This is a genomic window from Amycolatopsis sp. NBRC 101858 (assembly GCF_030269325.1).
Lineage (GTDB): Bacteria > Actinomycetota > Actinomycetes > Mycobacteriales > Pseudonocardiaceae > Amycolatopsis > Amycolatopsis ponsaeliensis.
Map to the genome: position 1 here is coordinate 899430 of NZ_BSTD01000004.1, position 23713 is coordinate 923142.

Consider the following 23713-nt stretch of genomic DNA (forward strand, 5'->3'; position numbering starts at 1 on the left):
GTGCGGACGTGCGCCTGGTCCCGGACGTCCGGGACGGGGTCACGGTGGTGGACGTGAGCGGGAACCTCAGCCTCACGACCTATTCCGACCTGCGCGACGGCCTGCTCAAGATCGCCACGGACGCCCCGGACAGCCTGATCGCCGACATCGGCGGGCTCACCATCGAGGAGGACAAGCTGGCCGGCGTCTTCGCGACGGTCGCCATGCGGATCAGCGACTGGCCGGGTGTCCCGTTCGCGCTCGTCTCGTCCCGGCCGGAGCACGCCGCGGTGCTGAAGTCGCAGACGATCGACCGCTTCGTGCCGGTCCACGCCGGGATCGCCGAGGCCGAGCGGGAACGCGACCGCCCGCCCCGGCGCCGGGCGGTGCAGCTGCTGGTGCCGTCGGCCGGAGCGTCGGCACTGGCGCGGCAGTTCGTCGCCCGCGTCTGCGCCGAGTGGGGGGTGCCGGAACACACCGAGGACGCGCTGCTCGTCGCGACGGAGCTGGTCGAGAACACGATCCGGCACACCGCCTCGGCCCCGCGCCTGCGGCTCGAGCTGCGGCGGGGTGTATTCACCGTCGCCGTCGGCGACGACGATCCGCGCCCGGCCGTGCTGCACGAGCGGGTCGACAGCGCCGACTGGGGCCTCGGGCTGCAGATGGTCGCGCAGATCGCCCGGGTGTGGGGGTGCAGCAGGTCCTGGGCGGGCGGCAAGGTCGTCTGGGCGGTGCTGGTCCGGCGCGGGAGGCCGCGCGCGGGAGGCAGGTAGCGTGTCCCCGGTGACGGAGCCCCGGCCGGAAGCCGACGACGAATTCGAAGCCGTGCTCGGCTACCTCAAGGAGTCCCGCGGCTTCGACTTCACCGGGTACAAGCGGACCAGCCTGATGCGGCGGGTGCAGCGGCGCATGAGCCAGGTCGGCGCCGAGAGCTACGCGGACTACGTGGACCAGCTGCAGGTGAACGCCGACGAGTTCGTCGCGTTGTTCAACACCATCCTGATCAACGTCACCGGGTTCTTCCGCGACCCGGAAGCCTGGGCGTACCTGCGCGAGGAGGTGATCCCCGCCGTGCTGGCCGAACGCAGCCCCGAGGAGGCGATCCGCGTGTGGAGCGCGGGGTGCGCGGCCGGCCAGGAGGCCTACAGCATCGCCATCGCGCTCGCCGACGCGCTCGGCACGGACGCCTTCCGCCAGCGCGTCAAGATCTACGCCACCGACGTCGACGAAGAAGCCCTCGCCCAGGCCCGGCACGCGGCCTACACCCCGGACGAGCTCGAAGGCCTGCCCGAAGCCAAGCTCGCGGAGTACTTCGAGCAGCAGGGCAGCCGGTACGTCTTCCGCAAGGACCTCCGCCGCTCGGTCATCTTCGGGCGCAACGACCTCGTGCAGGACGCCCCGATCTCCCGGATCGACCTGCTGGTGTGCCGCAACACCCTGATGTACTTCAACGCCGACACCCAGACGAAGATCCTCGAGCGGTTCCACTTCGCGCTGGCGCCCCGGGGGATGATGTTCCTGGGCAAGGCGGAGATGCTGCTCAGCCACACCCGCCTCTTCGAACCGCTCGACCTCAAGCAGCGGATCTTCCGCAAGAGCGCCGGGGCCGCGGCCGGCCACCAGCACTTCGGTGCCGCCGGCTACGCGGGGCGGCGCCCGGCCGACGCCACCGGCCTGGACCAGCTGCGCGAACACGCGTTCGCCACGAGTCCCGTCGCCCAGATCGTGGTGACCGGCGAGGAGGTCGTCGCGCTGGTGAACCGGCAGGCCGAGACCTCGTTCGGGCTGTCCGAACGGGACGTCGGGCGGAAGCTGTGGGACCTCGACGTCTCCTACCGCCCGATCACGCTGCGGCCCTACGTCGAGCAGGCCCGCCTCGAACGCCGGGCGCTGCGGGTCAAGGACGTCGAGTGGCGCCGGGGCGGCGACGTCGTCTGGTACGAGGTGCACGTGAATCCGCTGCTGGGCAAGGAAAAGAGCCTGCTCGGCGTGTCGGTGGTGTTCCACGACGTGAGCTGGGCGCGCTCGCTGCTCGGCGAGCTCGAGTACACGAACGGGCGGCTCAAGTCGGCTTACGAAGAGCTGCAGTCGACCAACGAGGAACTGGAGACGACGAACGAGGAGCTCCAGTCCACGGTGGAGGAGCTGGAGACGACCAACGAGGAGCTCCAGTCCACCAACGAAGAGCTCGAAACGATGAACGAAGAGCTGCACTCCACCAACGACGAGCTGCAGACGATCAACGACGCGCTCCGGGACCGCGGCCTCGAGCTCGACGAGCTGAACGACTTCCTGGAGTCGGTGCTGACCGCGGTCCAGGCCGGGATCGTGGTGATCGACACCGAGATGCGGATCAAGGCCTGGAACCGCGGCGCGGAGAACCTCTGGGGCGTCCGCCGCGAAGAGGCGACCGGAACCCACCTGCTCAACCTGGACATCGGCCTGCCGATCGCCGAGCTGCGCCCGGTGGTCCGCGACGCGCTGGCCGACGCCGGGTCCCGGGCGGAGCAGACCCTGGACGCCGTCAACCGCCGGGGGCGCGCCGTCGAAGTGCGGTTGCTGTGCAGCGCCCTGCAAGGCCGGGACGGCCAGAGCGTGGGCGCGTTGCTGATGATGGAGGAGATCGGGCCGGCGGCCGAGGAGACCGTGAGCAGTCCCGGCGGGTGCTAGCCGCCGGTCAGGAGGTCGACGACGGACTCCGCCCGGTTTCCCTCCGCGAAGGCCCGGCGCTGCCGGTCGGCGCCGCCGCCCTCGGCCACCAGCCGGGCGATGCCGTCGCGCGCGAACTCCAGGTCTCCCGCCGCTTCGAGAGCGGGCGCGGTGAGCTCGACCAGGGCGTCGAGCACCGTCTTCGCCGGCTCCAGGTCGCCCGTCCGGGGGTTCGGGCAGCAGCCGGTCACGCCTTCCCTCGAAGCGCGCCAGAGCCGGCCGCGCAGAACCTCGTTCGACAGCTTCGGCGGGGGAGCACCCTCGGCCAGCGCCGTCACGACGAGACCCCGGGCCAGCACCCCCAGCAGCACGGCCTCCACGGGGGTGGCGGCGACGTCGGAGATGCGGAACTCGAGCGTCGGCTGCTTCTCCGACAGCCGGACGTCCCAGTAGATCATCCCGCGGTCCAGGATCGCGCCCGAGCGCAGCCAGCCGTCGACGATGCTCTCGTACTCGTCGAGCGACGCGAACCGCGGCGGCGGCCCGGCCGAGGGCCAGCGGCTCCACTGGTGGTAGCGCCAGCTGGCGTAGCCGGTGTCGTAGCCGTCCGAAATGGCCGAGTTCGCGGTGACGGTGAGCAGCGCGGGCAGCCACGGCCGGACGCTGCCGAGGACCCGGATCCCGCTCTCCTTGTCGGGGATCGCGACGTGGACGTGACAGCCGCAGGTGAGCGAAGTCCAGGCGGTGGCCCCGAAGTGTTCGGCCATCCGCTGGTAGCGCGGGTTCGGCGTGATGCGCGGCGGGTCCACTTGGGACACCGGCGGCGCGCCGGCCGCCAGCAGCCGGTAGCCGCGGGCACGGGCGGCTTCGCTCAGGTCCCGGCGCAGCCCGCTCAGCTGGCGCAGGGCTTCTTCGTGCGTGCGGCAGACGCCGGTGGCGGTCTCGGCCTGCGAGCGGTTCAGCTCGTGCTGCAGCTCGCCCTGGCCCTCCCCGGCCGCTTCCGCGGCATCCACGACGTCGTCGCCGGCCTGCGAGAGCTGGCCACGTCGGTCGACGACGAAGAACTCTTCTTCGATGCCGAACGTCAGCACGTCTGGGTTCACCGGTGCGCTCCTGGGGTGGGGGAGCTCCCGGATACCCGGAGGACAGGGGTGCGCAAACGGCGTCTCCCGGCGGCGAGCGGGTCGCGGCCCGGACTCGTGTGAAAGACTCACGGTGGTGTGACCGTGCGTGGTGGGGGTATTCCAGTGAGCATGGAATGGCACGAAGAGCTGCACGAGCGGGCCGACGAGCGGATCGGGCAGCTCGACGACCGGCTGTGGGCGGTCGCGACCGCGCTGCACGAACGGCCGGAACTGTCCTATGAGGAACACGCGGCCGCCGAGCGGCTGACCGGCGAACTGGCCGCGGACGGCTTCGAAGTGGAAACCGGGGTTGCCGGACTGTCCACGGCGTTCGTCGCGCGGGCGGGCACCGGACGGCCGTGCGTCGCGCTCCTGCTGGAGTACGACGCGCTGCCCGGGCTGGGCCACGCGTGCGGCCACAACCTGATCGCCGCGGCCGGCCTCGGTGCCGCGCTGGCGGCGCGCGAGGTGCTGGCCGGCAGCCCGGGATCGCTGCTCGCCGTCGGGTGCCCGGCCGAGGAACGCGGCGGCGGCAAGGTGGCACTGGCCGAGGCGGGCGTCTTCGACGACGTCGACGCGGCGCTCACGATCCACCCGGGCGTCCACTCGTGGTCCTGGGCCCCGCTGACCGCGCAGGTCGAGCTGAAGGTGACCTTCCACGGCCGCGCCGCCCACCCCACCGGTGATCCCGAACAGGGTGTCGACGCCCTGTCCGCGCTGCTCCAGGCGTTCGGCGCGGTCTCGGTGCTGCGGCAGCGGCTGCCCGCGAGCTCCCACGTCCAAGGGATCATCACCCACGGCGGCGAGGCGACGAACATCGTCCCCGACCGCGCCGAAGGCCGCTTCGGGCTCCGCGCGCTGACGACCGAGGCCCTCGACCGCCTCGCCGAGGACGTCGGGGCGTGCGCGCAGGGTGCGGCGCTCGCGACCGGCGCGAAGGTCGACGTCGAACGGCTCGGGCGCGGGTTCGCGCATTTCCGCGACAACCCGGTGCTTTCCGAACGGTTCACCGAACACCTCGCGGCGTGCGGGATCCACGCGACGCCGCCGGAGCCGGGCGTCTACCCCGGTTCGTCCGACATCGGCGACGTCAGCGCCCGCGTCCCGGCGATCCACCCGTTCGTGGCGATCACGGCGGCGGAGTACGCGGTGCACACCGAAGAGTTCGCGGCCGCGTCGGCGAGCCCGCGCGGCCGGTCGGTGATGCTGGCCTCGGCGGCGGCCCTGGCCCGCACGGCGATCGACCTGCGGACGCACCCCGCGCTGGTCAGCCGGGCCTGGGACTACTTCCGCTCGCAGGAGCGGAACGGGCACTGAACCCGGCGTCCGTTCCGCTCCCGGCTCACGCCACCGGGGTGTAGTGCGACGCGTCGCCCTCCAGCGACTCGCTCGGCCGTCCGTCGATGCCGGCCGGGACGTCGCCGGCCACCGTCACCCGGTTCAGGCGCCGCGGGAGGCCGTCGTAGTTGTCGATCGCGTAGTGCTGGGTGATCCGGTTGTCGAACAGCACGAGCTGGTTCGGCTCCCACGCCACGCGCACGATGTTCTCCGGCCGCGTCACGTACGACTGCAGCAGCCGCAGCAGGTCCCGCGACTCGCTCACCGACAGGCCTTCGATCCGCTGCGCGAACCCGCCGAGGAACAGGCCGCGCTCGCCGGTCACCGGGTGCACGCGCACCACCGGGTGCAGGGTCCGGTACTTGCGCGAGACGAACTGGGCCCGCCGTGCCTGCTCCTGGTCGTCCACCGTCTCCGGCGGCCGGACGTAGTCGTAGTCGTTGGTGTGCACCGCCCGCAGCGTGTCGGCGAACGCCCGCAGCGGTTCGGGCAGGTCCCGGTAGGCCGCGGCGGCGTTCGCGATCAGCGTCTCCCCGCCGTAGGGCGGCACCACGAGGCTGCGCAGCGTGCTGGCCTTCGGCGGGTTGAGCACGAACGTGACGTCGGTGTGCCAGTGGTTGGCCCGGCCCAGCTCGCTGTCGACCGGCAGGATCGCCGGCGCGCCGTCGACGGCGGGCACCGTCGGGTGCGCCTTGGTCAGCTCGCCGAAGCGCGCGGCGAACCGCTGCTGGCCCTCGTCGTCGAGCTCGGTGTTCCGGAAGACGAGGGCCTTGTGCTCGTGCAGGGCGTCGGCCAGGAAGGCCACCTGGGACGCGTCGAGGTCGCCGGCCGGGTCGAGGCCGATGATCTCGGCGCCGATCCTGCCGGTGATCTTGCGGACGTCGGTGCTGATCGCGGTCATGCGGGCTCCTTCACTCGGGTGCGGTCGACGGGACGCGCGAGGCCGTAGTGCTCGCGCAGGGTGGTGCCGGAGTACTCGGTGCGGAACAGGCCGCGCCGCTGCAGTTCCGGGACGACGAGGTCGACGAAGTCGTCGAGCCCGCCGGGCAGGGTGGGCGGCATGACGTTGAAGCCGTCCGCGGCGCCGCCGGTGAACCAGGCCTCCAGCTCGTCGGCGACCTGGACGGGCGTCCCGGCGAAGACGCGGTGCCCGCGGCCGCCCGCCAGGCGTTCGAGCAGCTGCCGGATGGTCAGGTCCTCGCGCCGGGCCAGGCCGACGACCAGCTCGAACCGGCTCTGACCGCCTTCGGTGAAGCTGCCGACGTCGGGCAGCGGGCCGTCCAGCGGGTAGCCGGTGACGTCGTGGTCGAGCATCTTCGACAGCTGCCGCAGCCCGTAGTCCGGCGTGATGAGCGCGTTCAGCTCGGCCTCGCGCTCGCGGGCCTCGGCTTCGGTACGGCCCAGGATCGGCGAGATGCCGGGGAGGATCTTGATCTCGTCGGGTGTCCGGCCGTACTTGGCGAGGCGCCCCTTGACGTCGTCGTAGAACGCTTTGCCTTCGGCGAAGGTCTGCTGGGCGGTGAAGACGGCTTCGGCGTGCCGGGCCGCGTACTCCTTGCCGGTTTCGGACGAGCCCGCCTGCACGAGCAGCGGGTGGCCCTGGGGCGGGCGTTCGATGTTGAGCGGCCCGCGGACCTGGAAGTGCTCGCCGTCGTGCGCGATCGGCCGGATGCGCTCGGTGTCGGCGTAGACGCCGGTCTCGCGGTCGACGAGCGCGGCGTCGTCGTCCCAGCTGTCCCACAGCTTCTTGACGACCTCGACGAACTCGTCCGCGCGCTCGTAGCGGGAGGCGTGCGACGGCCGCTTGGCCAGGTTGAAGTTGCGGGCCTCGTCGATGCCCGCCGAGGTGACGATGTTCCAGCCCGCGCGGCCGCCGGAGAGGTGGTCGAGCGAGGCGAACTTGCGGGCCAGGTGGTAGGGCTCGTTGTAGGTCGTCGACGCCGTGGCGATGAGTCCGATGTGGACCGTCGAGGCGGCGAGCGCCGAGAGCAGCGTCAACGGCTCGAAGTGGCTGTGGGAGTTGTGCTTCACGTTGCCCCACAGGGCGACGCCGTCGGCGAGGAACAGCGAGTCGAGCTTGCCGCGCTCGGCGGTCCGGGCGATGTCGGCGTAGTGCTGCAGCGTCCGCGCCCGGTGCGGGTCGGTCGACGGGTGCCGCCACGCGGCTTCGTGGTGGCCGTTCGGCATCACGAACGCGTTGAGGTGCATCATGGCTTCTCCTTGGGACGCCAGGTGGAAAACCGCCGCTCGAGGACGACGAAACCCTGGTTGACGAGCACTCCGAGCACCGAGACCGCGATGATCCCGGCGTACATCTGCTGGATCTGGAAGTTCACCTGGCTGGTGTTGATCAGGTAGCCGAGCCCGGCCTTCGCACCGACCATCTCGGCGGCCACCAGCACCAGGATCGAGTAGGACGCCGCCATCCGGATGCCGGTGAACACCGTCGGCACCGCCGAGGGCAGGATCACCTTCCGGAACAGCCGCGGGCTGGACAGGCCCAGCGACCGGGCCGCCTTGACCAGCAGCGGGTCCACCGTGTTGACCCCGGCGATCGTGTTGAGCAGCACCGGCCAGACGCACGCGTAGACGACCAGGGTGACCTTCGACAGCTCGCCGATGCCCAGCAGCAGCGTGAACACCGGCAGCAGGGCCAGCGCGGCGGTGTTGCGGGCCAGCTCCAGCAGCGGCTGCAGGAACCGCGCGACCGGCCGGTACCAGCCGATCAGCAGCCCGAGCGGCACCGCGACGGCCACGGCGACGGCGAACCCGGCGGCCGAGCGCCCGACGCTGGCCAGCAGGTGGTCGGCGAGCTGGCCGTCGAGCACGAGCTCCCAGAGGGCCTGCAGGTCTTCGGACAGCGGCGGCAGGAACGTCCGCGTGCTCTCGTCGAGGACGAACCGGGGGATGAACTCCCAGAGCAGCACGAACAGCACGACCGCGGCGGACGCGTGGACCGCCCGGGTGAGCCTCGTCCGCCACCGCCGGGGCTTCACCGGCGGGCTCGTGGGTCCGATGTGGACGGTGGGCGCGTCCAGGGTCGTGGTCATCCGAGGACGCTCCGTTCGTGTTCGGCCGCCTTGCGGACCTCGTCGTGCAGCAGCTCCCAGAGCCGGTGGCGCTGCCGCCCGAACGCCGGGTCGGAGCGGACGTCCCCGGTGCGGTCGCCGAGGTCGATGTCCACGACGGCCTTGAGCCGCCCGGGCCGCGACGTCAGCACGGCCACGCGCTGCCCGAGGTAGACGGCCTCGTCGATGCCGTGGGTGATGAACACGATCGTCTTGCCGGTGCGGCGCCAGATCCGCAGCAGCTCGTCCTGCAGCTGCTCGCGGGTCTGCGCGTCGAGGGCGGCGAAGGGCTCGTCCATCAGCAGCACAGCTGGGTCGTAGGCGAGGCTGCGGGCGATCGCGACCCGCTGCTTCATCCCGCCGGACAGCTCGTGCGGATACCGGTCCTCGAACCCGGAAAGCCCGACCAGGTCGAGGTATTCGCGCGCCCGCTCGGCCCGCTGCCGCTTGCCGAGCGCGCCGCCTTCGAGGCCGAACTCGACGTTGGCGCGGGCGGTGCGCCACGGGAACAGCGCGTACTGCTGGAAGACGACCCCGCGGTCGAGCCCGGGGCCGCGCACCGGCTCACCGTCGATGAGCACCTCACCGGACGTCGGGGTGGTGAGCCCGCCGAGCAGGTCGAGCAGCGTCGACTTGCCGGAGCCGCTCGGCCCGACCAGCGAGAGGAACGTGCCGTCGGCGACGTCGAGGGAGACGTCGTCGAGGGCGGTGAGCGCGCCGAACGTCTTGGTGACGGACCGGATGCCGATCTTGGCGGTCACTTGGTCACCGCCGGCGCGCCGGCGCGGTAGGGGTTGAACTCGTTGGTGTAGAGCTTCGAGGTGTCGATCCGGTCGCCCTTGATGTAGCCCTGCTGCTTGAGCCACGGTTCCCAGAGCGTGTAGTCCTGGTCGGCGATGAGCCCGCCGCGGGTGATGCCGACGCTCTTCCAGTACTTGAGCGTGCCGGTGTTCTCGTTGCGGCCGCGGGCCTGGATGATCTTGGTGAAGCGGGCGATCACCTCCTCGCGCGGAGTGGTGCGTTCCCACTCGATCGCCCTGGCCACGGCGGAAACGAAGATCTTCGTGGTCTCCGGGTACTTCTTGATGAAGTCGGTGCGCAGCACGTACGGGCCGCCGTTGTAGGGGCCGAAGGCCTGCACGTCGCTGAACAGCGACCGGATGCCGCCGGCCGCGACGGCGTGGTCCTGCAGGATGCCCTGCAGCGCGACGACGTCGAGCTGGCCGTTGCGCAGGGCCTGCTCGGCGTTCACCGGCGGGATGACGACGAGCTGGACCTGCTTGATCTCGTCGTCGGAGAGCCCCTGCTTCTTCAGCCAGGTGTCGAGCGCGGCCTCCAGGTTGGCGCCGGCCGTGTTGACGCCGACCTTCTTGCCGATCAGGTCGCGGGCGGTCCGGATCGGACTGTCCTCTTTGGCGTAGTAGCCGATGAACGCCTTGTCGTCGGAACCGTAGTAGTTGACGACGGCCTTGATCGGCGCGCCGGCTTCGGCGAGCTTGACGACCGCGCCGGTGAAGGCGCCGCCGAAGTCGGTCTGGTCGGTGGCGGCGGACTGGATGTCCTGCGGGCCGCTGATCGTGTTGCCGACCCACTTCAGCTTGACCGGGCCGAAGTAGCCCAGGTCTTCGGCGAGCTCGGGCAGGGTCACGGAGTTCGCGCTGCCCTGGTAGCGCAGTTCCAGTTTTTCCGGCTGCCCGGGGGTTCCGGTCGCCGTGGCCGACGCGCACCCGGCGAGCAGCACCGCGGCGGCGGCCAAGAGGGGCAAGGTTTTCTTCACGGTGGTTTCGTCCGTTCCGGGAGTCGGCGGGGATGCCTCGATTGTTCGGGGCGGCCGGACGGGCGGTCAATTTTGCGAGTTCGTGAAATAACTCCGCTGATTCACGAGGCGTGCGACAAGCCGGCCAACAATGGTCCGAGCGGGTCGTCGTAGAGGACCTCGAGCAGCACCGCGCCGCCGGCGGTCGCCAGCTCGGTACCCGGAAAGCTCGTCGGCACAACGGTTTCCACCGGATCGGCGCATCCGCGCGAGCGTTCGCGGACCTCGTCCCGGATGGCGGGAAGGCAGCCGGGCACCTGGGCTACACTCCGGTCCACCACGACGAGCACGGCCGGGTTCAGGACGTCGAGCAGCAAGGCCGCGGCCTGCCCGATCAGCCGGGCGCGGTCGTGGAACATCCGCACCGCCGCGGTTTCCCCGGCCGCCGCGAGCGCGAGCAGGTCCGGAAAAGGTAGGCCCGCCTTGCGCGCGAGCGTCGCTTCCGAAACGGTGGCTTCGAGGCAGCCGGTGCGCCCGCAGCGGCACGGCTCGGCGCTGTCGTCCACCGGCAGGTGCGCGACGGCGCCCGCGGCCGAGCGCGGCCCGTGGTGCACGGTGGCGCCGGTGGCGAACGCGGCGTCGACGACGTTGCCGGCGAACAGCTGCACGACGCTCTCGCGTGCTTTGGGGTGACCGAAGAGGCGTTCGGCGTGCACGAGGGCGCGCGCGTGGCCGTCGACCTCGACGGCCAGCCCGGTGCTCTCGGCGAGCAGGTCGCGCATCGGCACGTTCTTCCAGCCCAGCAGCGGGTGTTCGACGACGGTGCCGGATTCGCGGTCGACCCAGCCCCCGGTGGCGACGCCGAGCCCGAGCGGCTCCCGGTCCGGGGCGTGCCCGAGCAGCAGGTCGTCGAGGATCTCCGCGGCGCGCGCGAGCAGGTCTTCGGCGGCCAGGCCGTCGTGCGGTTCTTCGTGCTGCACCAGGACGTTCCCGCGCAGGTCGAGCAGCGCGACGGTGGCGTGGTGCACGGCCAGGTGCAGCGCGCCGGCGACGTGGCGCCCGGTGTCGAGGTCGACGGGCACGTGCGGCCGGCCGACGCTCCGGCGTGGCTCGGCTTCGGGGAGTTCGCGCAGCAGCCCCCGCTGCACGAGCTCGGCGGTGTGCCCGGTCACGGCGGCGGCGGAGAGCCCGGTCCGCCGCGCGACGGTGCTGCGCGCGATCGGGCCGTCGTCGAGGATCGCCCGCAGGACGGCGCTCGCGCTGGCACTCCGCCGGGCGCCGCGCGCGTCCGTCCTCTGTGGACCATCGGCCGCCGCCGTCATGGCCTGATGGTGGCAGACGCGGGAGCGGGAGCCCAGCGTGCCCAGGATGCGGGCTCTTGACGCATACCCATATGGGCATATGATGGTCCCGTGGCACGAGCAGCGACAACGGCCGACACCTTCAACGCCGTCGCCGAACCCCGGCGGCGGCAGATCCTCGACGCCCTGATGGCCGGCGAACGGTCCGTCGGCGACCTCGTCGACGTGCTCGGCCTCGCCCAGCCGCAGGTGTCGAAGCACCTGCGCGTCCTGCGGGAGGTGGGCGCGGTGGACGTGCGCGACGAAGGCCGCCAGCGCGTCTACCGGCTCAACGGCGCCGCGCTCAAGCCCATCCACGACTGGGTCAAGCGCTACGAACAGACGTGGTCGGAACGCTTCGAGCTGCTGGACGATGTGCTCGAGGAACTCAAGGAACAGGAGCAGTGACATGGTGGAGACGGCGAGCAGCGCGAAGATCACCCTGCCCACGGACGAACAGATCCTGATCACGCGCGAGTTCAACGCGCCGAAGCACCTGGTCTACCGTGCGTGGACCACGCCCGAGCTGGTGAAGCGATGGTGGGCCGGGCACCGTGGGACGACCACCGAAGTCGAGATGGACCTGCGGCCCGGAGGTCGCTGGCGATACGTGATCAAAGCGAACGCGGGCTTCGAGGTCGCGTTCCACGGCGAGTACCGTGAAATCGTGCCGGACGAGAAGCTCGTCTTCACCGAGGTGTTCGAAGGTGCGGACCCGCTGCCGGACGCCGACGTGCCGGTCGACACCGTCACGTTCACCGCCCTCGAAGGCGACCGGGCGGTCGTGCACCTGCTGACGCAGACGACGAGCAAGGCGGTGCGGGACATGATCCTCGAGTCCGGCATGGAAGTCGGGATGCAGGAGCAGATGAACCTCATCGAGGAGCTCGCGAACTCCCTGCGCTAGCGCGCAGGAAGCGGTCGCCCGTCTTGGCCAGCTCGGCGGCCAGCTCCGGGGCGTCGAGCACTTCGAAGTCCACTTCGAGGAGCCCGAGGTACAGCGCGAGCATGGCCGCGTTGTCCGAGCCGACCTCGGCGACGCAGCGGTCCGGCCCTTCGGGCGTCACCTCGACCGCGACCGGCAGCCGGGCGCGCACGTACCCGGCCGGCGCGTGGAGGCGCACTTTCGCGTGGTAGCGCCAGGTCGCCGCGCCGATGTTGCGCTGGACGAACTGCGCGACGTCGCCTTTCGGCGGCTCGCGCGGGGTGAAGCGCGGCCCGTTCGGCACCTTCGGCGTCATCCGGTCGACGCGGAAGGTGCGCCAGTCGGCCCGCCCGGTGTCCCACGCGACGAGGTACCAGCGCCGGTTCAGGCCGACCAGCCGGTGCGGCTCGACGTCACGGCGGCTCGCCGCGCGGTCGTGGCTGGTGTAGTCGAACCGCAGCCGCTCGCCGGCCCGGATCGCCGACGCGATCGCGGTCAGCACGTCGGCGTCCACGACGGGGCCGGGGCCCGGCACCGAGACCGTGGCGGCCTGCAGGGCCTGCACCCGGTGGCGCAGCCGTGAAGGCAGTACCTGCTCCAGCTTCGCGAGTGCGCGCACGGAGGTCTCGCCGATCCCGGCGACGCCGGTGGCCGTCCGCAGCCCCACCGCGACGGCCACCGCTTCGTCGTCGTCGAGCAGCAACGGGGGCAGCTGCGCGCCCGCGCCGAGCCGGTAGCCGCCCTGGACGCCGGGGGAGGCCTCGACCGGGTAGCCGAGGTCGCGCAGCTTCCCGACGTCGCTGCGGACGGTGCGCGCGGTGACGCCCAGCCGGTCGGCCAGGTCGGCGCCGGTCCAGTCGCGGCGCGTCTCGAGCAGCGACAGCAGCCTTAGGAGACGGGCGGAGGTCTGCAACATTTTCCGAGGATCGCACGGATTGCGGAAGGAAGTCTTCCGCAATCGTTCCTAGCGTGCTGCTCATGACGAACTCCTTCCGGATCGAAATCCCGCAGACCGACCTCGACGACCTGCACCGCCGCCTGACCGAGGCCCGGTTCGCCGACCCCGTGCCCGGCGACGAGCCGGACTGGTCCCGCGGCATCCCCACCGCCGTCGTGCGCGAGCTGGCGGAGTACTGGCGCGACGGCTTCGACTGGCGGGCCCAGGAGGCGGCGCTCAACGCGTTCCCGCAGTTCACGAGCGAGATCGACGGCCAGCGGATCCACTACCTGCACGTCCGCTCGGCCGACCCGGACGCGGTCCCGCTGCTGCTCATCCACGGCTACCCGAGCACCTTCGCCGAATTCCTCGACGTCATCGGGCCGCTGACCGAGCCCGGCCCGGACGCGTTCCACGTCGTCGTGCCGTCGCTGCCCGGCTTCGGGTTCTCGACGCCGCTGAGCGGCCCCGGCTGGGAGCTGGCCCGGACGACGGGCGCGTTCGCCGAGCTGATGACGCGCCTCGGCTACGACCGCTTCGCCGCGCAAGGCGGCGACATCGGCGCGGGCGTCACCGGACGGCTCGCCGCGCTGTACCCGGACCGCGTGCTGGGTACGCACGTCAACAGCGACCGCGGCACGATCGCACTGGCGGGCGAGCAGCTTCCGTTGCCGGAGAACCTGACCGACGCCGAACAGTCCGAACTGGACGCGGCCCGCGAGGCCTGGCAGGCCGGCCGCGGGTACCTCGACCTGCAGTCGCACAAGCCGGAGACGATCGCGGCCGCGCTCACCGACTCGCCGGTCGGGCAGCTGGCCTGGCTCGCCGAGAAGTTCGAGGCGTGGACCAACCCGGGTGGCGGCATCGCCCGCGACCGGCTCCTGACGACGGTCAGCCTGTACTGGTTCACGCGCAGCGGCGCGACGGCGGCCCGGTTCCTCTACGAGGCGGCGCACTCCGGCCACGGCTGGCTGGCGCCGTCGTCGGTGCCGGCGGGCTGGGCGGTGTTCAACTCCTCACCGGTGGTGCGGCGGATCATGGACCCGGAGGAGAAGATCGAGCACTGGTCGGAGTTCGCCGAGGGCGGCCACTTCGCGGCGATGGAGGAGCCGAAGCTGCTCGTGGCCGACATCCGCGCGTTCTTCCGGAAGCTGCGGGCGTGACGGCCGTCGGGCAGGGGAGCGGGCTCGGCTTCGGCTCGCTCTGATCGGTGAACGTGTGCCGTTGGCTCGCGCTGCCCATGCCCGGCGGCCCGGCGGATGCGGAGCCCGCGGCGGCCGGCTCGCGGAAATCGCGTCGCCGGACCGCCACCGTGGGCCAGAATCGGCGGCGTGCAGTTCGCGATCCTCGGGCCGGTCGAAGCCCGCCGTCCCGACGGGACCCCGGTGCCGCTCGGCGGTCCCCAGCTCCGGGGGCTGCTGGCCCTGCTCGCCCTCGACGCCGGCCGCGTGATCGGCGCGGACCGGCTGATCGACGGCCTGCACGGCGACCGCCCGCCCGACGGCGCCGCCGAAGCCCTCCAGTCGCAGGTCTCGCGGCTGCGGCGGCGCCTGCGCGACGGTGGTGCGCCGGACGGTCTCGTCGAGTTCACGCCCGCCGGGTACCGGCTGGCCGTCGATCCCCAAGACGTCGACGTCCACCGTTTCGAACGGCTCACCGCCGAGGCACGGGCGAACCCCGACCCGGCCGCGAAACGGGCGCTGTTCGCCGAAGCGCTGGCGCTGTGGCGAGGACCCGCGCTTGACGGCCTCGCCGATCCGCCGCGCGCGGCCCGGCTGGCCGAGCTGCGCCTGGCCGCGATCGAGGACCGCGTCGAAGCCGATCTCGTGCTCGGTCACCACGAACAGCTCGTCGCCGAGCTCCGCGAACTCACCGGCGAACACCCGCTGCGCGAACGGCTCGCCGCCCAGCTCGTGCGTGCGCTGCACGGCGGCGGCCGGTCCGCCGAGGCCCTGACCGCCTTCGCCGAGATCCGCGAACGGCTCGCCGACGAGCTGGGCGCGGACCCGTCGCCGGAGCTGGCGGACGCGCACGCCGCCGTCCTGCGGGCCGCCGCCCCCGCGCCCGCCCGGCGGGTTCCGGTGCCGCTGACCGGGTTCGTCGGCCGGACCGAGCTCGGCGACCTCGGGAAAGCCCTGGAGGACGCCCGGCTCGTCACGCTCACCGGGCCGGGCGGCGCCGGCAAGACGCGGCTCGCCATCGAAGCCGCGGCCGGCGAAGCGTGCTTCGTCGAACTGGCGACGACGACCGATGTGGCACGCGCGGTCCTCGCCGCGCTGGGGCTGCGCGAGCAAGGTGTGCTCGCGCCGGGTGCGGCGGAGGAGCCGGCCGGGCGCCTGGCCGCCGCGCTCGCCGACCGGCCGCTGCTGCTGGTGCTCGACAACTGCGAACACGTCGTCGCCGGCACCGCGCGGCTGGTCCGGCGGCTGCTCGCCGAGTGCCCGGGCCTGTGCGTGCTCGCCACCAGCCGCGAGCCCCTGGGCCTGACCGGCGAGAAACTGGTGCCGGTAGGCGCCCTGCCCGCGGGTGCCGCGGCGGAGCTGTTCACCGAGCGGGCCGCGGCGGTGGCGCCGGGCAGCGTGCCCGACCCGGGCGCGGTGGCCCGGATCTGCGCGGCCCTCGACGGCCTCCCGCTGGCGATCGAGCTCGCCGCCGCCCGCTTGCGGTCGCTGTCGGCCGACGACGTCGCGGCCCGGCTCGGCGACCGCTTCCGGCTGCTGTCGCGCGGCGACCGGACCGCCGAGCCGCGGCACCGGACGCTGCGCGGCGTCGTCGAGTGGAGCTGGGACCTCCTCGCACCGGACGAACAGCGGCTCGCGGGCCGGTTCGCGGTGTTCGCCGGCGGCGCGCGGCTCGGCGCGGCCGAAAAGGTCTGCGCCGAACCCGACGCCGACGGCGTGCTCACCGGCCTGGTCGAGAAGTCCTTCGTCGAGTTCGACGGCGGCCGGTACCGGATGCTGGAGACGATCCGCGCGTTCTGCGCCGAGCACGGCGACGACCGCCGGTCCGAGCACGCGAAGTACTTCCTCGGCCTCGCCCGCGCGGCCGAGCCGAAGCTGCGGGGCGCGGACCAGCTGGCCGCGCTGGCGGAGCTGACCGCCGAACACGCCGAGCTGCACGCGGCACTGCGCTGGAGCGCTTCCGAAGAACCGGAAACCGCGGTGCGGCTCATCGCGGCCCTGACCTGGTACTGGTGGCTACGCGGCCTGCGCAGTGAGGCGACACCGTTCGCGGACGCCGTTGTCGCCGCTTTCGGGGCCGAGCCGCCGCCGGGACTGGCCGAGGAGTACGTCCTCTGCCTGATCCACGCGTCGGGCACCGGCGTCGAGATCGAGCCGATCGTGCAGGGGCTGGAGGGGCCGCTGCGCCACCCGTACCTCTTCCTGCTGTGGGCGTTCTCCCCGCACACCAAGGTGCGCGACGGCGAGCGGCTGGCCGCACTGGTCGGCGACGACGCGTGGTCGCGGGCGTTCACGGGGATCGGCGACGGCCTCGGCGCGCAGTACCGCGGCCGGATCGCGGAAGCCGAGACGCACTTTTCGGCGTCGCTGGACGGATTCCGCGCGCTCGGCGACCGCTGGGGCGAAGCCAGCGCGCTGGAGAAGCTCGCGGAGTTCGCGGACTGGCGCGGCGACCACGCGCGGTTCCGGGAGCTGATGGACGAGTCCGTGCGGCTGGCCGGCGAGCTCGGCGCCGTCGAGGACGCCGCGGAGCTGCTCTGCCGCCGCGCCGACGGCGTGCTGCGGGCCGGGGACGCCGAGACCGCCCGCGCCGACTACGAAACCGCGGCCGAGAAGGCCCGCGCAACCGGCACGCCCCTGACGCTCGCGCGGGCCCGCGGCGGGCTGGGCGAGATCGCGCGGCGCGCGGGCGACCTGGCGGCGGCCCGGCGCTGGTACACCGCGGCCGTGGGCCTCGCCGTCGACCCGGTCACCGGCGGCGAGACGCGGATCCGGCTGCACACCGGCTTCGGCTGGACGGCCGCCGCCGAAGGGCACCTCGACGAGGCGACCGGCCTGCACCAGGAGGCGCTGGCCACGGCCCTCGAACACGCGAACCTGCCGGGCGCGGCCCAGGCGGTCGAAGGCCTGGCGGGCGTCCTCGCCGCCCGGGCCGAAGACGAGCGGGCCGCGTTCCTGCTCGGCGTCGCCGTCGGGCTGCGCGGGGCGCCGGTCACCGGGGACGCGGACGTCGCTTCGGTGACCGGCCGCGTGCGGGCCCGGATCGGCGCCGAGGCTTACGCGCAAGCGTTCGAGCGCGGTCGCGAAATGCCCCCTGAGCAGGCGTTGAGCGAGTTCGGTCAGCGGCGGTTCGCGCTCGGTTCGTGAGCGGTCAGCGGCCGCGCCCAGAGTTCGGGGCATGACGAAGAGCATCCTGATCTCCGGCGCCGGCATCGCCGGCCCCGCCCTCGCCTTCTGGCTGCACCGCCACGGCTTCGAGACCACTGTCGTCGAGCGCGCCCCGAGCCTGCGCGAAGGCGGCTACAAGGTCGACATCCGCGGGGTCGCCGTCGCCGTCGTCCGCCGGATGGGCCTGCTGGAGGAGGTGCATGCGGCGAGCACCGACATGCGCGGCGCGGCGTTCGTGAGCAAGCGCGGCAAGGAGCTCGCGACGCTCGACGCCGACACGTTCGGCTTCCGCCACGGCGACGACACCGAGATCCTGCGCGGCGACCTCGCGAAGATCCTCTACGACGCGACCCGCGACGACACCGAGTACGTCTTCGGCGACTGGATCACCGGCCTGGACGAGCGCCCGGACGGCGTGTACGTGACGTTCGCCTGCGGAGCGCCGCGCCGGTTCGACCTGGTGGTCGGCGCCGACGGCCTGCACTCCGGCGTCCGCGCGCTGGCGTTCGGCCCGGAGGAGGACTTCCTGCGCCGGTTCGACGCGTACATCTCGATCTCGACGGTGCCGAACACGTTCGAACTCGACCGCTGGGAGCTGCTGCACTCGGCGGCCGCGGGCAAGATGGTGAACGTCTACAGCACGGCCCGCGCGGACGACGCGAAGGCGGCGTTCTGGTTCAGCGCGCCGCCGCTGACGTACGACCGCCGGGACGTCGACGGCCAGAAGGACCTGGTCGCGGACCAGTTCGCCGGACTGGGCTGGGAGATCCCGGAGCTCCTTTCGGCGATGCGGGCGGCCGACGACTTCTACTTCGACCCGGTGTGCCAGATCGTCATGGACCACCTGTCGACGGGCCGGGTGACGCTGCTCGGGGACGCGGGTTACTGCGCGTCGCCGGCATCGGGCCAGGGCACGAGCCTGGCCTTGGTGGGCGCGTACGTCCTGGCGGGGGAACTGGCCACTTCGGACGATCAGGCGGTGGCGCTTTCCCGCTACGAGAGCGAAATGCGCCCGTACATCGAGAAGAACCAGGCACTGGCGAAGACGGCGCTGCGCGGGATCATCCCGTCGTCGCGGGCGTTCGCGTGGTTCAACACCCGGATGATCAAGCTGATGCCGTACCTCCCGGGCCGCAACCGCGTCCTGGAGCAGATGGCCCGCCCGATCCGCGAAGCGGCGAACGCTTTGGTGCTGAAGGACTACGCGCTGGTCGCGTGAACGATCGCCGCGCGGACCTTTGCCGCCACCTCGGCCAGCTCTTCGCGCTCGCGCACCCGCCAGTCCGCGTCCAGGACGAAGCCGTCGGCGGGGTGGCGGGGGAGCACCAGCAGGTGGCCGGTCGTCACCGGGCGCAGGTCGACGATTGCGACCATGTCGTCGTCCTCGTGGACGAACGCCGCCGGGGCGTGGCCGGCGGGATGGCGCAGAAGACGCATTCGCCGCCGGGGGTGGTCGCGGGGAGGTGCGGGCGCATGGCACCGACCGTAGCGGGACGATCACGCCGGTGTCAGGTGCTTTGCCGTCCACTCGGCGAACGACGTCAGCGGAATGCCGAGCGCCCGGGCGAACTCCGGGCGTGCGGGGTGGCCCACTTCGTTCTGCCACTCGTGCCGGACGGCGAACGCGGGTGCTCCGGCGGCCATCGCTTCCTCGGCCGTCATGTCCGGTGCCGTCAGCTCGGTGCCGAGCGCGTGCGACAACGTCTCGGCGACCCGGGTCATCGTCATCCGCTCGCTCGCCAGCTCCAGCTCGACCCCGTGGAAACGCTCCGGGTCCGCGAAAGCCGCCGCGGCCGCCGCGCCGATGTCGGCCACCGCGATCAGGGCCAGTTCGGTGGCGGGCTTGATCGTCGTCACGAGGCGGCCGTGGGGGAGCAGGAACGACGGTGGCAGGAAGTTCTCCATGAAGAAGCCCGGCTTGAGCAGCGTCCAGTGCGTGAACCCGGCTCCGCGGACGCGGTCCTGGATCGCCGTCTTGGTCTCCAGGTAGTGCTCCATCGACGCCCAGCGGCCCTCCGCCCAGCCGGGCACGGACCGGTGTCGGCCGGCGCCGGAGACCGACGTGTGCACGAACTGCGGCACGCCGGCCGCCGCGGCCGCGTCGACCAGGTTGCGGCCCTGGACCCACTCGGAGTCGCCTTCCAGGTTCGCCATGTCGGGCATCTGGACGGAAAACACGCCGCGCACGTCCTTCATCGCGGGGGCGAGCGAGGCGGGGTCGTAGAGGTCGCCGACGACGACTTCGGCGCCCAGCTCGCGGAGGGCTTCGGCTCGCCCGGGATTTCGGACCAGCGCGCGGACGGGCACGCCGGCCTTCAGGAGGGCTCGGGCGGTGGCGCCGCCTTGCTTGCCGGTGGCGCCGGTGACCAGGACGGGGGACATGGGGACTCCTCGGGCCGATAAGTGGCGGGGTCCGCCACTTCGTGGTCGCTACACTAGCGACTAAGTGGCGGCCCCCGCCACTTCCTGTTCCGGAGGTGGTCCGTGCCGCGGTCCGACGCCCGCCGCAACTACGCGCGCATCCTCGCCGTCGCCGAGGAGGAGGTCGCGGCGCACGGCGCCGACGCGTCCCTGGAGCAGATCGCCCGCACCGCCGGCGTCGGCTCGGCGACGGTGCGCCGCCACTTCCCGACCCGGCGCGAGCTGCTGGAAGCGGTGTTCCGGCAGCAGGTCGACGCGCTGGCCGGGCGCGCCCGCGAGCTGGCGGAGGCCCCGGACGCGCGCGCGGCCCTGCTCGACTGGCTGAGCGCGCTGACGACCTACGCGGCGACGGCCCGCGGCCTGGCCACGGCGCTGGTCCGCGACGAGCAGTCCCCGGCCCACGCGTGCTCGGCGACGATGACGGAGGCGGGCGTCCCGCTGGTGCGGCGGGCGGCGGAGGCGGGCGCGGTCGGCCCGGACATCACGGCCGAAGACCTGATCGCGGTGGTGACGGGGATCGTGCTCGCAACCGAGCACCACCGCGACCCGGCGGGGGAGGCGCAGCGGCTGCTGGCGTTGGCGGTGCGGGGGATCAGTCCGGTGTCGGCGTGAAAGTGGGGCGGGATGCGGGGTCGTGGGCGATCGAGCGCCACCGCGACCCGGCGGGGGAGGCGCAGCGGTTGCTGGCGTTGGCGGTGCGGGGGATCAGTCCGGCGCGGTGAACCGGGAAGCCGCCGTCGCCGGGGATCAGCACGGCGTGGCGAGCCAGTGGTGCAGCGCCCACCACGAGCGCACGGTGTCGAGGACTCGGCCGCCGCTGTTTTCCGCCAGGGCCAACGGGGTCAGCTCGGCCAGCCGGTCGAGCCGGTAGCGGACCGTGTTCGGGTGCAGGTGCAGTGCTTCGGCCGTCGAGCGCAGCCGCTGGCCGTGGTCGAGGTACGCCAGCGCCGTCCCCGCCAGCTCGCGGTGGAACGGGTTCGCCGGGTCGAGCGAGCCGAGCAGGGCCGTGGTGAGCAGGTCGCCGAGCACCGGCTGCGCCGTCAGGGCGATCTCGCCCGCCAGCGCAGTCAGGTCGTGGTAGCCGCTTCCGGCGAGGCGCGCCGCCGCCGTGCAGAGGCGGTACACCTCCGGCAGCGCGGGCAAAGCCGTCGCGGGCGCCACGACCAGCAGCACATCGCCGGCCGGCGAGACCCCCGCGGGGGACCGCGCCGCCAAGCCGGTGAGCCTGCCCTCGACCAGGCCGTAGACCCCGCCGAACTCGAGCAGCGCCTGCTCCAGCGCGCGGGCCCGCGCCGGGTCGCTGACGTCGGACACCACGCAGAAGTACCGGACGTCGGGATGCAGTCCCGCCCGCCGGAGCTCCTCGGGCGCAGGCGGGTGCCCGGCGAGCAGCAGCGTCCGCAGCAGCTGGGTCCGCGCGTCGCGCACCGTGCGGGAAAGCTGGAGCTCGGCGGCGTGGTATCCCTTGACGATGTGGTGCTCCAGCGCGCCGGTGTAGCGGTCGGCGTCGAGGACGGTCTCGAGGATGACGGCGTCGGGCACCCCGGCGGCCCGGGCCCGTTCGACGGCGACGCGCGCCGCGTGCGTGCGGCCCGCCTGGACCCCGCGCAGGAGGTCGGTGAGCGGGACACCCTGGGCGGCGCGGTCGGCACCCAGCGCCTCCGCGGTGGTGTAGTCCTCGCGGCCGGGTCCGTCGGGGCTCGCCGTGGCCCGCAGCGCGGCCGAGAGCAGGACCTGGATGTGCCGCCGGTTCTCGGCCGCCGGGAGCCGCGCGACCTCGGGCGACTGGCGGCGCGCCACCTCGACCAGCTCGTCCAGCACGGTCTCGTCCGCGGCCAGCTCGTCGAGGATCCGCCGGAGCAGCGGCGTCACCGGCACCTCCCGGACCCGTTGTGGCACAGCTACAACCCGCCACCCGCGACGTTGGGTGACCGGCCCTACCGGAGGGGCTCCCGGGGCCGGTTATCGTGGCATACCGGACAGTTGCTGATCCGACCAAAAGTAGGCCGGCCCTCGAGCGGTACGTGACATTGCCACGAAAGCCATCCGGCCGTGACTGTGGTCGGATCAGCAACAAACGGCACAGTAACCCCTGGTCCGCGCAAAGGCCACCGCCGCACCTCTTCAGCGTCGAAAGGTGTCTTCCGTGCGCACTTCCCCGAGCACCCGCCGACGGCGGTCGTACCTTTCGTGCCTGGCTTCCGCCGTAGTCCTGGTGACGACCGGTGCGGCGGTGCCGGCGGCCGCCGCGCCCGTGGCCCTGCGGGAGGTGATGTTCGTCGGCAACAACTGGGAAGGGACGGCCGACGTCATCCAGTCCCGCGGCTCCTTCGCGAAGATCGGGCGCGTGAACATCATCCCGGACAAGGACGAGCGGCTGCGGGAGATCTACCTGAACCCGATCAAGCTGGCGTTCTTCCTCGGCATCCGCAACGGCCCCGGCGAAGGGCACGACCAGTTCGTCGACGACATGTACACCACGCCGGACGGGACGTCGGTCGTAGCGTCGCGGCCGAGCTTCGCCGACGTCGTGTCGATCAGCCTCGCCACCGGCCGGATCACTTGGCGCTTCCCGGTTTCGGGGTTCCGCGCCGACCACATGGCGGTCTCGCCGGACGGCCGTCGAGTGGCCGTGTCCGCCTCGACGTCGAACACCGTGCACGTGCTGGACATCGGTACCGGGCAGCAGGTCGGCTCGTTCGCCACGGGGGACAAGCCGCACGAGAACGTGTTCACCGACGGCGGCCGGACTCTGTGGAACATGTCGATCGGCGAGGTCAACACGGACCTCGACGATCCCGGCTGGGACTTCACCAAGGGGGACCGGCACATCACGGTCGTCGACGCGTCGACCTTCCGCCAGGTCAAGGTGATCGACATGCGGCAGCGGCTCGACGCCTTCGGGCGCCGGGACCTCTCGGACGCCGTGCGGCCCGTCGCGTTCACCCCGGACGAGTCCACCCTGTACTTCCAGGTGTCGTTCTTCAACGGCTTCCTGGAGTACGACGTCGCGAGCGACCGGATCACCCGGCTCAAGGAGCTGCCGAAGAACCCGGCGACGAGCGACGACCGCACCACGTTCGTCAACGACTCGCGCCACCACGGCATGTCGATGAACCCGGCGGGCACCAAGCTCTGCATCGCCGGCACGATGGACGACTACGCCACGGTCGTCGACCGCGCGACCCTCCAGCAGGGCACCCTCGTGCCCGCCGTGAAGCCGTACTGGGCGACGGTGAGCGGCGACGGCAGCGCGTGCGTGATCTCCGAGGCCGGTGCGGACCAGGTCACCGCGATCGACTTCGCGACGGGCCGGAAGCTCGTCTCGGTGCCGGTCGGCGACCATCCGCAGCGGGTGCGCCTCGGCCACGTGCCCGAGGGCTGGACCGGCCCCGCGAGCTGACCGGGTCAGGAGAAGTCGTAGGCGATCGTGAACCAGCCGCGGACTTCGTCGTCCACATCGGACACTTCGCGCAACTTGAGCTGGTGCCCGACGCGGGGTCCGCTCGCCCACCGCGCCGGGGCGATCCGGGCCGTCTCGATCGGGTGGGGCAGGAACAGGTACACCAGGACGTCCCGGGACCGCGGCCGCAGCTCGGCCAGCTTCCGGTCCCGCTTGAGGAACACCCCGACCTTGACGGCGTCTTCGTGGACGTCGCCCAGGGTCCGGACGTGGCCGAGCACCGCGTCGTAGATCGCGCGCAACCGCGGGTCGCGGCCGGTGAACGTGTCGTCCACCGTGCAGCCCGGGACGCACGTGTGGCCCTGGCCGGTGCGCGCGAACTCGCGGTCGCAGCGCGGGCACGTCCAGCGGGTCGCCATGCCGT

22 protein-coding genes are annotated in these 23713 nt (G+C 72.5%); 10 read left to right on the top strand and 12 right to left on the bottom strand.

Annotation, left to right across the window (positions count from 1 at the left end; genetic code table 11):
• Nucleotides 1–8 precede the first annotated feature (8 nt).
• Both QSK39_RS32970 and QSK39_RS32975 read left to right on the top strand, forming a co-directional pair.
• On the top strand, nucleotides 9–752 hold the full coding sequence (locus tag QSK39_RS32970; protein WP_353051097.1) for an ATP-binding protein: 744 nt from the start codon (nucleotides 9–11) through the stop codon (nucleotides 750–752).
• A 10-nt stretch (nucleotides 753–762) separates the two neighbouring features.
• Complete coding sequence (locus QSK39_RS32975) at nucleotides 763–2649, top strand: CheR family methyltransferase (RefSeq protein WP_285481762.1); 1887 nt, start codon at nucleotides 763–765, stop codon at nucleotides 2647–2649.
• Here the strand turns inward: QSK39_RS32975 and QSK39_RS32980 are convergent.
• Complete coding sequence (locus QSK39_RS32980) at nucleotides 2646–3731, bottom strand: carboxylate-amine ligase (protein WP_285481763.1); 1086 nt, start codon at nucleotides 3729–3731, stop codon at nucleotides 2646–2648. The two genes, QSK39_RS32975 and QSK39_RS32980, sit on opposite strands and share 4 nt — an antisense overlap.
• Nucleotides 3732–3881: 150 nt before the next feature.
• Here QSK39_RS32980 and QSK39_RS32985 point away from each other — a divergent pair, with 150 nt between their 5' ends.
• The gene (locus QSK39_RS32985) at nucleotides 3882–5069 is read left to right on the top strand and encodes an amidohydrolase (protein WP_285481764.1); all 1188 of its coding nucleotides are present in this window, start codon (nucleotides 3882–3884) and stop codon (nucleotides 5067–5069) included.
• Between the two features lie 25 nt (nucleotides 5070–5094).
• Here QSK39_RS32985 and QSK39_RS32990 read toward each other — a convergent pair whose 3' ends face one another.
• The 6 genes from QSK39_RS32990 to QSK39_RS33015 all read right to left on the bottom strand — a co-directional run bounded on the left by QSK39_RS32990 (nucleotide 5095) and on the right by QSK39_RS33015 (nucleotide 11236).
• Nucleotides 5095–5991 carry a TauD/TfdA dioxygenase family protein gene (locus QSK39_RS32990; protein WP_285481765.1) on the bottom strand — a complete coding sequence of 299 codons (897 nt, stop codon included), beginning with the start codon at nucleotides 5989–5991 and terminating at the stop codon, nucleotides 5095–5097.
• Nucleotides 5988–7301 (bottom strand): LLM class flavin-dependent oxidoreductase, encoded by a 1314-nt coding sequence (locus QSK39_RS32995; RefSeq protein WP_285481766.1) that lies wholly within the window; start codon nucleotides 7299–7301, stop codon nucleotides 5988–5990. Before QSK39_RS32995 ends, QSK39_RS32990 begins: the two co-directional genes overlap by 4 nt.
• Nucleotides 7298–8140 carry an ABC transporter permease gene (locus tag QSK39_RS33000; RefSeq protein WP_285481767.1) on the bottom strand — a complete coding sequence of 281 codons (843 nt, stop codon included), beginning with the start codon at nucleotides 8138–8140 and terminating at the stop codon, nucleotides 7298–7300. Before QSK39_RS33000 ends, QSK39_RS32995 begins: the two co-directional genes overlap by 4 nt.
• Nucleotides 8137–8919 carry an ABC transporter ATP-binding protein gene (locus QSK39_RS33005; RefSeq protein ID WP_285481768.1) on the bottom strand — a complete coding sequence of 261 codons (783 nt, stop codon included), beginning with the start codon at nucleotides 8917–8919 and terminating at the stop codon, nucleotides 8137–8139. Before QSK39_RS33005 ends, QSK39_RS33000 begins: the two co-directional genes overlap by 4 nt.
• Complete coding sequence (locus tag QSK39_RS33010) at nucleotides 8916–9935, bottom strand: ABC transporter substrate-binding protein (protein WP_285481769.1); 1020 nt, start codon at nucleotides 9933–9935, stop codon at nucleotides 8916–8918. The genes QSK39_RS33005 and QSK39_RS33010 overlap by 4 nt, the downstream gene beginning before the upstream one ends.
• A gap of 101 nt (nucleotides 9936–10036) precedes the next feature.
• The gene (locus QSK39_RS33015; protein WP_285481770.1) at nucleotides 10037–11236 is read right to left on the bottom strand and encodes an ROK family transcriptional regulator; all 1200 of its coding nucleotides are present in this window, start codon (nucleotides 11234–11236) and stop codon (nucleotides 10037–10039) included.
• Nucleotides 11237–11326: 90 nt separating this feature from the next.
• Between QSK39_RS33015 and QSK39_RS33020 the strand changes: the two genes are divergently transcribed.
• Nucleotides 11327–11662: an ArsR/SmtB family transcription factor gene (locus tag QSK39_RS33020; protein ID WP_285481771.1), complete on the top strand. Its 336-nt coding sequence runs from the start codon at nucleotides 11327–11329 to the stop codon at nucleotides 11660–11662.
• A 1-nt stretch (nucleotide 11663) separates the two neighbouring features.
• The gene (locus QSK39_RS33025; RefSeq protein WP_285481772.1) at nucleotides 11664–12161 is read left to right on the top strand and encodes an SRPBCC family protein; all 498 of its coding nucleotides are present in this window, start codon (nucleotides 11664–11666) and stop codon (nucleotides 12159–12161) included.
• Here QSK39_RS33025 and QSK39_RS33030 read toward each other — a convergent pair.
• Nucleotides 12130–13095 (bottom strand): helix-turn-helix transcriptional regulator, encoded by a 966-nt coding sequence (locus QSK39_RS33030; RefSeq protein WP_285481773.1) that lies wholly within the window; start codon nucleotides 13093–13095, stop codon nucleotides 12130–12132. The genes QSK39_RS33025 and QSK39_RS33030 overlap by 32 nt on opposite strands.
• Before the next feature lie 53 nt (nucleotides 13096–13148).
• Between QSK39_RS33030 and QSK39_RS33035 the strand changes: the two genes are divergently transcribed.
• The 3 genes from QSK39_RS33035 to QSK39_RS33045 all read left to right on the top strand — a co-directional run bounded on the left by QSK39_RS33035 (nucleotide 13149) and on the right by QSK39_RS33045 (nucleotide 18684).
• Nucleotides 13149–14279, top strand: a complete 1131-nt coding sequence (locus tag QSK39_RS33035) for an epoxide hydrolase family protein (RefSeq protein ID WP_285481774.1) — start codon at nucleotides 13149–13151, stop codon at nucleotides 14277–14279.
• Between the two features lie 168 nt (nucleotides 14280–14447).
• On the top strand, nucleotides 14448–17444 hold the full coding sequence (locus QSK39_RS33040; protein ID WP_285481775.1) for an ATP-binding protein: 2997 nt from the start codon (nucleotides 14448–14450) through the stop codon (nucleotides 17442–17444).
• A 31-nt stretch (nucleotides 17445–17475) separates the two neighbouring features.
• Nucleotides 17476–18684 carry an FAD-dependent monooxygenase gene (locus tag QSK39_RS33045; RefSeq protein ID WP_285481776.1) on the top strand — a complete coding sequence of 403 codons (1209 nt, stop codon included), beginning with the start codon at nucleotides 17476–17478 and terminating at the stop codon, nucleotides 18682–18684.
• Here QSK39_RS33045 and QSK39_RS33050 read toward each other — a convergent pair.
• Both QSK39_RS33050 and QSK39_RS33055 read right to left on the bottom strand, forming a co-directional pair.
• On the bottom strand, nucleotides 18666–18902 hold the full coding sequence (locus QSK39_RS33050) for an HIT family protein (RefSeq protein ID WP_285481777.1): 237 nt from the start codon (nucleotides 18900–18902) through the stop codon (nucleotides 18666–18668). The two genes, QSK39_RS33045 and QSK39_RS33050, sit on opposite strands and share 19 nt — an antisense overlap.
• A 60-nt stretch (nucleotides 18903–18962) precedes the next feature.
• Complete coding sequence (locus QSK39_RS33055) at nucleotides 18963–19847, bottom strand: NmrA family NAD(P)-binding protein (RefSeq protein ID WP_285481778.1); 885 nt, start codon at nucleotides 19845–19847, stop codon at nucleotides 18963–18965.
• A 102-nt stretch (nucleotides 19848–19949) separates the two neighbouring features.
• On the opposite strand from QSK39_RS33055, the gene QSK39_RS33060 reads away from it, so the two are divergent.
• Nucleotides 19950–20498 (top strand): TetR/AcrR family transcriptional regulator, encoded by a 549-nt coding sequence (locus QSK39_RS33060; protein WP_285481779.1) that lies wholly within the window; start codon nucleotides 19950–19952, stop codon nucleotides 20496–20498.
• A 135-nt stretch (nucleotides 20499–20633) separates the two neighbouring features.
• Here QSK39_RS33060 and QSK39_RS33065 read toward each other — a convergent pair whose 3' ends face one another.
• Nucleotides 20634–21758 (bottom strand): RsbRD N-terminal domain-containing protein, encoded by a 1125-nt coding sequence (locus tag QSK39_RS33065; RefSeq protein ID WP_285481780.1) that lies wholly within the window; start codon nucleotides 21756–21758, stop codon nucleotides 20634–20636.
• Between the two features lie 274 nt (nucleotides 21759–22032).
• On the opposite strand from QSK39_RS33065, the gene QSK39_RS33070 reads away from it, so the two are divergent.
• Nucleotides 22033–23289, top strand: a complete 1257-nt coding sequence (locus tag QSK39_RS33070) for a YncE family protein (RefSeq protein WP_285481781.1) — start codon at nucleotides 22033–22035, stop codon at nucleotides 23287–23289.
• 5 nt (nucleotides 23290–23294) lie between these two features.
• Here QSK39_RS33070 and QSK39_RS33075 read toward each other — a convergent pair whose 3' ends face one another.
• On the bottom strand, nucleotides 23295–23708 hold the full coding sequence (locus tag QSK39_RS33075) for a DUF5655 domain-containing protein (RefSeq protein ID WP_285481782.1): 414 nt from the start codon (nucleotides 23706–23708) through the stop codon (nucleotides 23295–23297).
• Nucleotides 23709–23713 lie beyond the last annotated feature (5 nt).